Raw genomic sequence first — 10,928 nt, 5'->3', positions numbered from 1 at the left:
TTAATACCTATATTTTACAGTAAAAGCAGATGCTGTTCAATAAAAAAACATAGCCGAGTTATCGGCTATGTTTAAAAACATTTTTGGCTAGTTCTTACTTAGAAGTGAATTCCTTCTTTGTGATTACCTTACCTGATGCATCCTGGTACTCAACAGCAACTGTGATTCCCTTGATCTTTGTCTTTGTCTCCATCTCAGCTGCTAGGTTCTGGAATGTAGCCTTTGCACTCTCTAGAGCTGTGTCTAGCTGAGTACCCATCTGCTTAATCTGGTCATCTGTCATTGTCTCCTTGTACTTGTAGATGTATGTTAGAGTATTATCCTTAACTGTGATCTCTAGACCATTCTGCTGTGCAACATTCTTAATCTCTGAGTCTAGCTTTGAATCGCTCTTAACATACTCTTCTAGTGTCTTGCTTCCGCAAGCAGCTAGTGCTAGTGCTGAAATTGTCATAACAGCTACCATTAGCAATGCAAAAAATCTCTTATTTTTCATATCTTTCCTCTTTCCTCTCTAAAATTCTTGTGAGTTTATGAAAATAAAAATCCACCTAGATTATTCTACATTATGAAAGCCAAGTCGTCAATTATATTTCTTCATAAATCTCGAAAATAGTTAAAAATATTGAAATTTACTACTTTATAGCATCAAAGCCCTTCTGTAAATCCTCAAGAATATCGTCTATGCTTTCTAGTCCAACTGAGAGTCTAACCATGCCTGGATTGATTCCAGCTTCGGCAAGCTGCTCGTCAGAAAGCTGTCTGTGAGTTTCGCTTGCTGGATGAAGCACGCAGGTTCTGATATCAGCTACATGAACCTCATTTGATGCTAGCTCTAGAGAATCCATGAACTTCATTGCAGTGTCTCTTCCACCTTTGATTACGAATGAAATTACACCGCTTGCACCCTTTAGATACTTCTTGTATAGCTCGTGATATTTATCGCTCTCTAGCGCTGGGTAGCTTACGCTCTCAACTAGATTGTTCTTTTCTAGATACTTTGCAACTGCTAAAGCATTCTCGCAGTATCTTTCCATTCTGAGGTGAAGTGTCTCAAGTCCTAGGTTTAGAAGGAAGGCTGAGTGAGCTGCTGGATATGCACCAAAGTCACGCATTAGCTGCATTCTTGCCTTTAGTATGTATGCTAGATTTCCATATTTCTCCACATATCTTAATCCGTGATATGAGTCGTCGGGCTCTGTCAAATCAGGGAAGTTTCCGTTAGCCCAGTCGAATTTACCGCTGTCTACGATGATTCCTCCGCCCTGTACTGCATGTCCGTCCATGTACTTTGTTGTCGAATGAGTAACGATGTCTGCACCAAACTCAATAGGCTTGCAGAGCATAGGTGTAGCAAAGGTGTTATCGATTACAAGAGGAATCTTGTGTTTATGAGCAATATTCGCAAATCTTTCGATATCAAATACGCTGATTGCTGGGTTTGCAATAGTCTCACCGAATACTAGCTTTGTATTTGGCTGGATCTTAGCTTCGATTTCCTCATCGCTAGCATCTGTAGATACAAATGTGCAGTCTATTCCTAGCTTCTTAAGCGTTACATTGAAAAGATTATATGTTCCTCCGTAGATCTGAGCAACGCTGAGAATGTGATCTCCTGCCTTGCAGATATTCATTACAGCAAACATATTTGCTGCCTGTCCAGAGCTTGTGCACATAGCTGCAATTCCGCCCTCTAGGTCAGCTATCTTTTCTTCAACTGCCATTACAGTTGGGTTTGCAAATCTTGAGTAAATTAGAGCCTTAGTTGGATCATCAAATACGTCTGCAACATCCTGTGTTGAATCAAATACATAGGTTGTGCTCTGCACGATAGGAAGTACGCGCGGCTCTGAATTCTTTGGTTTATAGCCTGAGTGCAGGCATTTTGTTTCGTCTTTCATAAAAGTCCCCTTTTGTTTTTCATCTTGCGATGTTCTTAGTTATATCATATCTTTTCTATTACAAAATTATTTGCTTACTGCGACCTGTAAAACACTATTTGCAACTGGAAGCGCCGTATAGTAAGCTTCACCAGAGTTTTCTAGGCAAACTATAAATGCATAAGGATGATTCTCATCCTTTAGGAATCCAGCAAACCATCCGTAAGGCTTCTTTCCTGCAGACTCTGCAGTTCCAGTCTTAGCATATACATCTAGATTTGGCAGGTTAGAATCTCCAAGATAGGCTTTTTCTACAGTTTTCTTCATCATATCAGAAAGAATTTCGGATGTAGATTCATCTATCATCTGATTTGTCATCTTGGTTATTCTGAAGTCACTCATCAAAATATGAGGAATGGCAGCCTTTCCACCATTTGCAATAGCTCCCATATATACCATCATAGAGCATGGGTTCACAAGGTCATGATACTGACCTACCCCAGACCATCCTAGGTTTAGCTCAGAATCCTTAGGAAAATCAAAGCTTCCCTTTACATTTCTGATTCCATCAATATTGTATGATTTGGTAAGTCCAAGCCTGTTTACATAGTCTTTCATGACTTCTGGTCCCATTTCATCAGCTAGGACCGAAAATGCACCGTTACACGACTGAAGTAGCGCACCACCAAGGTCAACATGTCCGTGTGGGTATGCACAGTTTAAATCTTCACCGTGGATGACTCTAGTTCCATCGCACTCGTAGCTGAAGTTTTGATAGTCTGTGTTTTCAATTGCTGCTGCCGCAGTTACCGTTTTGAAAATCGAGCCTGGCGGTAGCTTTGATGAAAGAAATCTATTCATATATAGACCAGACTGGTCGTCTGCTGAAACGCTTGGCTCATTTTCGGGATCAAATGTAGGTGTGCTCACCATACATATAATTTCACCCGTTTTATAGTTGTAAATTCCTATGCATCCAGCATCGTATTTGGATAGCTGTCTATAGGCCTCCTTGCACACATCGGCATCTAGAGTGAGCTTAAGGTCCTCGTTTTTGCCCTTTAGCTTATATGTACCCGTCAAAAGATTATATCCTATGAGCTTATCCTTATATGCGCTGAGTGCAGATGTTGAAATTTTACCGTTCACATCGCCTACAGCATGGACTGTTGCCTCTCTTATTTCGGGATCGTCGTTGTATTTTATTTCGCCGCCCCCACTCTTTGCTAGGAGAACATCATTTCTATCATAGATGGCTCCACTTTTGAGGACACCGTTTTCATATATGCTTCTATTTCCGTAAAATGTCGCCCACTTGCTTCCGTATTTGACAAAGCGGAACACAAATACTCCTGTACCGATTATCAAAATAGCTGCAAGTGCTAAACAGATTATCGATCTAACTTCTAGTTTTCTCATGCAATCGCCTCCTCACTTGATACCGCAATGCTCGCATTTGCTCTAGTGTCTGAAGCCTTCAGGAAGGCTAAAAGTCCCCAAGATGCAACCATGCTCGTTCCTCCATTTGATAGGAATGGGAAGGTAACACCAGTAAGCGGGAATAGATCCACTGAGCCAAATACATTTAGCATTGTCTGGAATATGAATAGCGACATCGCAGAGCAGGCAGCTATCGTATAGAAGGTTGACCTGCCACTCCAAATAGAGCGAATCGCAAATAGCGAAAGCGTTACTATAGCAAGGATTGCAAGTACAGCGATTATGAGTCCCCATTCCTCGGTAATGAATCCAAAGACTAGGTCAGTTTCAGAAGCTGGTATGGTTTTAAGCCATCCATCTCCGGCACCTACTCCTATGAGTCCTCCGCTTGATGCAGCTGACATAGTTCTAGTCTGCTGGTAGCCCATCTCATCCGCGAATTCCCAAACATGACCCCATGCAGCAAATCTTGCGGCAACATATGCCTTAAACTTGAGAACCATAAGTCCTCCAACAAAGGCAACGCCAACAATCAAAATGAGCTTTGTGAAGTCACCGCTTCGCAGAAATGATATAACCAAAAAGCTAACAAAGAATATCAAAGCTGTACCAAAGTCACCCATCAGCGCAAGACAGATGAAGCAGAATCCTGAAAACAGCATGAATATCAAAGAGTTCCTCTTCTCCATCAGCTCATCTAGTGACGCCGCACCTACCCAGATGAAGGCTAGCTTTACTATCTCCGATGGCTGCACCGAAAGCCCTCCTATGCTTACCCAGTTGGCAGCACCGAACTTTGTTGTACCTAAAAGCAGGTTGAAAATCAGCATGGCTGCAGCTCCTGCGTAGAGGTATTTTTTGATAGCCTTACTTCTATCTAGATTTCTTAGAACCGTGCACATTCCAACAAATAGGAGCACTCCAAAGACTATAGCTATGAACTGCTTGAGCACTGAGTGCGGGAATTTGCTGGCCGTAACCGCAAGGCTTAGAGTTGACAAGAAAAACGCTATCGTCTCCATCTCAAAACTCTTTCTCTTGAGCATTCTCATGGAGATAACATAGACCCACATAAGTATGCATAGACCAGCAAATGCTACTGCAATTTGGCTTGTATATGATTCTCCTAGCGATATATCTAGCTGAATCACTGTCATTAGCTGAAATAGTGTCAGCATCAAAAGCGATGACCATGGTGATAGAAGGAAGGTTTCTTCCTTTCTGAGTTTCTCGTTGTTTCTCTTCTCCTCAAGGCTTATTGGAAGAAGTGTGCATGTGCTTTGGCCGATGAGAATGCTGTCACCTGGCTCTATAGGATACTTCTTGCCCTTGGTGAGTCTTTTTCCGGCACAGATACTGCCGTTGCTCGATCCAAGATCCATATATGACCACCTTCCCTCAGCGTCTCTGCTGAGCGTACCGTGGCTTCGTGAAGCTGCACCGTCTTTTAGTACAAGGTCGCAGCTCTTTGATCTTCCTATTAGGTTTTCCCAGTGAGTTATCGGATAGGCTATGCGATCGTTGACATTGAAATATGCCCACACCTCATTTGGACTCCTGCTTCGCAATAGCGAAACTATGGATTTAACCAGGATGAAGAGCGAGAGAATTATGAACACCCACCTTGCGATGGCCGTGTAAAGCAGGCCGTAACCGTCTGAGAGCGTAAAAAGCTCTTTAAACAGGTCGAATATGCCTATGAAAAACTCTCCTATTTTCGATAAAATGTTTTGTATAACTGACATTTTAATCCCTCAAAATTCGACTATAACTAAACGGCGAATCCGCCATCTACTCCGAGCACCTGCCCGTTTATGAAACTAGCCTTATCGCTAGCTAGGTAATAGACTGCCTCTGCAACCTCTTCAGGAAGCCCTATTCTTCCTAGCGGAGTTTCCTCTGCTAAGGCAGACATATCGGCCTCGCTATATTCGCTGTTCATTTCGGTTGCAATAACTCCTGGCGATACGACATTCACCCTTATTCCCGAAGGTCCAAGCTCTGCTGCAAGGCTCCTAGCAAATCCAATTATTCCTGCCTTTGTAGCCGCATAGACGCTCTCGCAGGAAGCTGCTCTCTGACCCCACATAGATGAGATCATGACAATGCTTCCCTTCTTTGCCTCGACCATGTGTGCTACAGCTTTACGACTCACATTTATGGTTCCAACTAGGTTAATACCTATGAGATTATCTACATCCTCATCGCTCATATCTGTTATGAGTCCCGAAGCTGAAATTCCTGCGTTGCAGACCACTACATCAAAGCTAGGTATTCCAAAATATGTTCTAGCCTGATCAAAGGTCTTTTCTATTTGCTTAGCATCTGAAACATCAGCTTTAATTGCAAGAGCTGAAGTCTTAGCTGCAAGCTTTTGCGCCGCCTTATCATCGCTTCCGTATGCGAAGGCTACAGAAAATCCATTCTTAGAAAAGAGCTCTACGCAGGCTGCTCCGATTCCCCTTGATCCTCCTGTGATAAAAACACTTTTTCTCATCTATACCTCCTTTAGCTTGCTAATCTCTTTAATCAGGCCACTTACAAGCCTTTCAAACTTGTGAGCTACCTTATCTGCGGTAATCTGCACCTCTGAGTGAGTTAGCGGCTGGTCCAGTATTCCTGCTGCCATATTGCTTATGCACGAAATTCCGCAGACCCTAAGACCCATGTGATGAGCTGCAATTGCCTCAACTACTGTGCTCATTCCCACAGCTGATGCTCCAAGCGTTCTAAACATCTTAATCTCTGTTGGTGTCTCAAACTGAGGACCGCTAGTCTGAAGGTATGTTCCCTCTTTGATGTCTATGCCTTCGCTAGAAGCTGCTCTTCTTATGCATTCGCAAAGCTTCAAATCGTAGACTCTGCTCATATCGGGAAATCTAACACCGAGTTCCTCTATGTTTCCGCCAATCAAAGGGCTTCTGATGAAACTTGAGATATGGTCTTCAATCAGCATTAGGTCACCTGGCTCAAAATCTAAATCAATTCCTCCAGCGGCGTTTGTCAAAAGAATATACTTAGCGCCTAGAATTCCCATCGTCCTTATCGGAAGAACGACATCGTCTATTGCATAGCCCTCGTAAAAATGCACCCTGCCCTTCATTGCAACTATTGGAACGCCTTCAACATATCCAAATAAAAACCTTCCGTCATGTCCTTGAACAGTGGACACGGGAAAACCATCAATTTCGCTATATGGAATTTCACAAACGACTTCCATCTTTGATGCATAGCCTCCGAGTCCAGAACCCAAAACCACAGCCATAAGTGGCTCAAAATCCGTTTTGCTTCTAATCTGCTCTAGGCAATGATTTATCTTCTCAAATTCTTTGTTCATGATATACGCCTCCATATTGAATTATACCCCCAAGACATAGTTTTTTAAATAGCTAGATTGAAAAGCTCATCAAATTTACATATAATGTGTATAGCATATATTTATATTAAAATATAGAACATACACAAATAATGGATATAGGAAAGGAAGAAACATGGAAACCAAAAACTTATGGCCAACATATACAGAAAGTGACCTGAAGAAGCTTAACGAGCTTTCAGAGGAATATAAGGACTTCATATCTAGAGCAAAGACAGAGCGCCTCTGCGTTTCAGAAGCTATCAAAATGGCAGAAGCAAGAGGATATGTAGATATTAAAACTTTGATCCAAGAAGGAAAGAAGCTAAAGACTGGTGACAAGTTCTATGCACAGCATATGAACAAAACTATGATTCTTGGAATCATCGGTAAGGATAGCATTGAGAGCGGTACAAATATTCTCGGCGCACACATCGACTCACCACGCCTTGACATCAAGCAGAATCCTCTTTATGAGAGTTCAGAATTCGTATACCTAGACACTCACTACTACGGTGGAATCAAGAAATATCAGTGGGTTACAATTCCACTAGCTCTATACGGAGTTGTAGCAAAGAAGGATGGCACTGTTATCGATATCGCAGTTGGTGATGATGAAAACGATCCAGTCTTCTCAGTTACAGACCTTCTCGTTCACCTTTCATCACAGCAGATGACAAAGAAGGCAAATGTTGTTATCGAAGGCGAAGCGCTAGACGTGCTCCTCGGAAGCAAGCCTTTAGATGCTGGAGATTCAGATGACAAGGAAGCAACAAAGGACAGAGTTAAGGCTGGCATCCTTGCAATACTAAAAGAGAAATATAACTTCGAAGAAGACGACTTCCTATCTGCTGAGATTGAAGTTGTTCCTGCCGGAAAAGCTAGAGACCTAGGCTTTGATAGAGCTATGGTTATAGGCTACGGACACGATGACCGTATCTGCGCATACACATCGCTTGCTGCAATCTTAGACAGTGAAGCTCAGGACAGAACATCTCTTTGCATCCTTTCAGATAAGGAAGAGATTGGAAGCGTAGGCGCAACAGGAATGAAGTCACACTTCTTTGAGGATACATTTGCTGAGATGATGGAGCTTTGCGGAGAGTTCTCAGGGCTTAAGCTTCGCCGCGCACTTAAGAATTCATGTGCGCTTTCATCTGATGTAAGCGCAGGATTTGACCCTACATACGAGAGCGTTTTCGAGCGCAAGAACACTGCTTACTGCGGACATGGTATCACATTCAATAAGTACACAGGCTCAGGCGGAAAGTACGATTCTAACGATGCTAGCGCTGAGTTCATGGCAAAGATTCGCCAGATTCTCGACGATGCAAAGGTAGGTTTTCAGACTGCTGAGCTTGGAAAGGTTGACGCTGGTGGCGGTGGAACAATTGCCTACATTCTAGCAAACTACGGAATGAACGTAATTGACAGCGGTGTTGCCGTTCTTTGCATGCACAGTCCATGGGAAATCGCAAGCAAGGCAGACATCTACGAAGCGTATAAATGCTACAAGGTATTCCTTAAGGACATGACAGTTATTGGCTAAGCATCAAAAGTGGATTGAGCTATGCTAAGTTGAAATATGGCATTAGCTAAATCAGGTAAACTAAAATCGTTGCAGTGTCTCAGTTTAAAGAGATTCTGCAACGATATTTTTGTTTTTGTATTTTGATTAGTGATTTAGCAAAGCCTAAAATCAATCGTTCCAATAAGCGTATCAACCCTTGTACAAACGACATTTACGCTATCGCCAAGCCTTAATTCCCTGCCGTGATTACATCCAACGAGCCTATAGTTTTCCTGATCAAACTCGTAGTAATCATCTATCAAAGTGTCTAGCCTTACAAGACCTTCAACAGTGTTAGGCAGCTGAACAAAGATGCCAAAGCTTGTAATTCCACTGATTATGCCCTGCTCCTCGTAGCCAATCCAGCGCTCCATATACTGAGCCTTCTTGAGCTTTTCTAGCTCACGCTCCATAGAAATAGCTTTGCGCTCAGTCTCTGAAACTATGTCTGAAACCTTCTTCGCCTTCTCGCGATATTTTGACAGCTGCTCATCGCTGAATTCCTCGTGCATTTGATGCTTAATCATCCTGTGAATCCATAGGTCTGCATATCTTCTTATCGGCGAGGTAAAATGGCAGTACTGCTTGAAAGCAAGCCCGTAGTGTCCAAGACACTCTGGTGAATAGAAGGCCTTTTGCATGCTTCTGACCATGACTGCACTGACAAGTGAAAGCTTTCCGTCCTTGTCTGCCTCATCAAGCAAATTCCTCAAAGCTAGAGGATGAATATTCCCCTCGTTTAGTGGAAGCGATAGCCCTATGCCCTTTAGGAAGGCTTTTAGCTCCATCACCTTCTCCGGCAGCGGTTTTTCGTGTACACGGTAGATAAATGGGTACTCCATCCAGAAATAGTGCTCGGCAACCGTTCTATTTGCAATGAGCATGAACTCCTCTATAAGTCTATTTGCCGTACGTCTTTCACTTAGGAATATATCTATCGGAACTCCGTCCTTATCGATTTCAAACTCGGCCTCATCTATATCAAAGTCGATACTTCCAAGTTCTTCCCTTGCCTTTCTTAGGATTTCTGCAAGCTCCTGCATATCCCTAAGCATATCTCCGTGGGCACTTACCTTTGCAGAGCCCCTTCCGTTTTCTAGGAAGTTAGAAACATCATCGTATACAAACCTTGCGCTAGATTTGATTACGGATTCGCTTATTTTGTATTCGATAACTTTACCGCTCTTATCGATTTCCATTATACAGCTCAGCGTAAGCCTATCTTCACCCTCATTTAAACTGCAAAGCTTATTAGAGAGCAAAACGGGAAGCATAGGGACAACATGATCTATCAGGTATATGCTGTTACCCCTGCTCAAAGCCTCTGCATCAAGAGCCATACCCTCTCTTACAAACTCGCTGACATCAGCTATATGAACTCCAAGAACGTAGTTTCCTTTTTCGTTTTTCTTAAGTGAAACGGCATCATCAAGGTCCTTGGAATACGCACCATCAATGGTTACTATTTCCTCTTTTCTAAGATCTAGTCTTTGTCTTTTATCTGTGTACTCAAGCACGAGGTTTGCAACCTTCTTCGTCTCGTTCTCTATTTCCTTGCTAAATTCTGCATTAACTCCGTGTTCAAATATTAAAGCTTTGATGTCCCTATCTGAGTCATTTTTTCTTGCAATGATCTTGAGAACATCTCCCTCGGCAAGTCTATCATCCTGCGGATATTTTCTGATTCTAACGAGGAGCTTATCTCCATCCTTTGCGCCATTAAGCCATTTGCTTGGGATAAAAACATCCTCCTTGATACGCTTTTCCATAGGGATTAGAAAGCCATTTTTTCCACTCTTATCGAGCGTTCCTACAAGCTCTGTGATTGCTCTTTCTTTGATGTTTACGACAAAGCCCTCAGGTCCGTTTTCCCAAAGTGGCATGGGAATCAAAGCAACCTCAGCTATATCACCATCCATGGCATCCTTCATGTGCTTTCTCGCTATGAAAACATCTTTATCAAAAGCATCGCTTTTAAGGAAACCAAAGCCTCCCTTTGCTCTATGTATCTCACCAGTAATTACTTTTTTCTTTGTTTTTGATTTTTTACTCATTTTCTTACCCAAGGCCAGGCCTTAAATTATGGTTATATCTTTAGATATACCATACTAACATTTATTATCTAATTTTGTAAAGCCATTGTATTTTAGGTTGAATTTATCCTAACTATGTGTTATTATAATCTAAAAGAAAGGTAGTGATATATATGAATATAAATACTAATAGTTTGGTTTCTATAACAGAGGCAAACCAAAATTTTTCAAAGGTAGCAAGAAAGGTTGACGAAAATGGCTCTGTAATAATTTTAAAGAATAATCGACCAAGATATCTTCTAGTAGAATTTAACGAGGCAATGGAGTACCAGCTTGCACCTGACGAGGATGTCATGGAAGTTTCTAACAGACTTATAAGCGAAAATCGTGTAGCTTATGAGGTATTATCTAAATGATTCGCTTATCGAAATCTCAAGTATTAAAGCTTCATCTGAGTCTTGTGGAGATAACGGGAGGGGCAGTGGGTATCTGCGACGATAGCATGCTTGATTCTGCACTTAACGCTCCGTTCCAGATATTTGATGATGTTGCACTATTTCCTAGCATCATAGAGAAGGCAGCCCGCTTGTGATTTAAAAAGGAGGATTTCTGCACTCATGCAAAGCATCCTCCAATCTAATTATTTACTT

The 10,928-nt window shown here is 42.1% G+C and carries 8 protein-coding genes and 2 pseudogenes; 3 read left to right on the top strand and 7 right to left on the bottom strand.

The window, feature by feature from the left end; all coding sequences use genetic code 11:
- Positions 1 to 94 precede the first annotated feature (94 nt).
- From ADJ67_02895 to ADJ67_02870, 6 genes are all read right to left on the bottom strand, one after another.
- Positions 95 to 496: a hypothetical protein gene (locus ADJ67_02895; protein ID AKT46729.1), complete on the bottom strand. Its 402-nt coding sequence runs from the start codon at positions 494 to 496 to the stop codon at positions 95 to 97.
- A gap of 139 nt (positions 497 to 635) precedes the next feature.
- Positions 636 to 1,901: an O-acetylhomoserine aminocarboxypropyltransferase gene (locus tag ADJ67_02890; GenBank protein AKT46728.1), complete on the bottom strand. Its 1,266-nt coding sequence runs from the start codon at positions 1,899 to 1,901 to the stop codon at positions 636 to 638.
- A gap of 66 nt (positions 1,902 to 1,967) precedes the next feature.
- A complete protein-coding gene (locus ADJ67_02885) occupies positions 1,968 to 3,299 on the bottom strand; it encodes a hypothetical protein (GenBank protein AKT46727.1) in 1,332 nt (443 codons plus the stop codon).
- Positions 3,296 to 5,005, bottom strand: coding sequence for a hypothetical protein (locus tag ADJ67_02880; GenBank protein ID AKT47643.1), 1,710 nt, complete (start codon positions 5,003 to 5,005; stop codon positions 3,296 to 3,298). Before ADJ67_02880 ends, ADJ67_02885 begins: the two co-directional genes overlap by 4 nt.
- Positions 5,006 to 5,091: 86 nt before the next feature.
- On the bottom strand, positions 5,092 to 5,817 hold the full coding sequence (locus ADJ67_02875) for a hypothetical protein (protein AKT46726.1): 726 nt from the start codon (positions 5,815 to 5,817) through the stop codon (positions 5,092 to 5,094).
- Positions 5,818 to 6,657, bottom strand: a complete 840-nt coding sequence (locus tag ADJ67_02870; protein AKT46725.1) for a purine nucleoside phosphorylase — start codon at positions 6,655 to 6,657, stop codon at positions 5,818 to 5,820.
- 154 nt (positions 6,658 to 6,811) lie between these two features.
- On the opposite strand from ADJ67_02870, the gene ADJ67_02865 reads away from it, so the two are divergent.
- On the top strand, positions 6,812 to 8,224 hold the full coding sequence (locus tag ADJ67_02865; protein AKT46724.1) for an aminopeptidase 1: 1,413 nt from the start codon (positions 6,812 to 6,814) through the stop codon (positions 8,222 to 8,224).
- Between the two features lie 134 nt (positions 8,225 to 8,358).
- Here ADJ67_02865 and ADJ67_02860 read toward each other — a convergent pair.
- A pseudogene (locus tag ADJ67_02860) lies at positions 8,359 to 10,242 on the bottom strand (hypothetical protein).
- Positions 10,243 to 10,451: 209 nt separating this feature from the next.
- Here ADJ67_02860 and ADJ67_02855 point away from each other — a divergent pair.
- The gene (locus tag ADJ67_02855; GenBank protein AKT46723.1) at positions 10,452 to 10,694 is read left to right on the top strand and encodes a prevent-host-death protein; all 243 of its coding nucleotides are present in this window, start codon (positions 10,452 to 10,454) and stop codon (positions 10,692 to 10,694) included.
- Positions 10,691 to 10,867: pseudogene (locus tag ADJ67_02850) on the top strand (death-on-curing protein). The gene ADJ67_02855 and the pseudogene ADJ67_02850 overlap by 4 nt, the downstream one beginning before the upstream one ends.
- Positions 10,868 to 10,928 lie beyond the last annotated feature (61 nt).

This window comes from Eubacterium sulci ATCC 35585 (assembly GCA_001189495.1).
GTDB lineage: Bacteria > Bacillota > Clostridia > Peptostreptococcales > Anaerovoracaceae > Eubacterium_B > Eubacterium_B sulci.
This window is presented reverse-complemented; position numbering and strand designations above follow the sequence as displayed.

Excerpts from the sequence above, each read along its gene's own strand:
- ADJ67_02870 (AKT46725.1), bottom strand. The coding sequence starts at position 6,657 with ATGAACAAAGAATTTGAGAAGATAAATCATTGCCTAGAGCAGATTAGA.
- ADJ67_02895 (AKT46729.1), bottom strand. The coding sequence starts at position 496 with ATGAAAAATAAGAGATTTTTTGCATTGCTAATGGTAGCTGTTATGACA.
- ADJ67_02890 (AKT46728.1), bottom strand. The coding sequence starts at position 1,901 with ATGAAAGACGAAACAAAATGCCTGCACTCAGGCTATAAACCAAAGAAT.
- ADJ67_02885 (AKT46727.1), bottom strand. The coding sequence starts at position 3,299 with ATGAGAAAACTAGAAGTTAGATCGATAATCTGTTTAGCACTTGCAGCT.
- ADJ67_02875 (AKT46726.1), bottom strand. The coding sequence starts at position 5,817 with ATGAGAAAAAGTGTTTTTATCACAGGAGGATCAAGGGGAATCGGAGCA.
- ADJ67_02865 (AKT46724.1), top strand. The coding sequence starts at position 6,812 with ATGGAAACCAAAAACTTATGGCCAACATATACAGAAAGTGACCTGAAG.
- ADJ67_02855 (AKT46723.1), top strand. The coding sequence starts at position 10,452 with ATGAATATAAATACTAATAGTTTGGTTTCTATAACAGAGGCAAACCAA.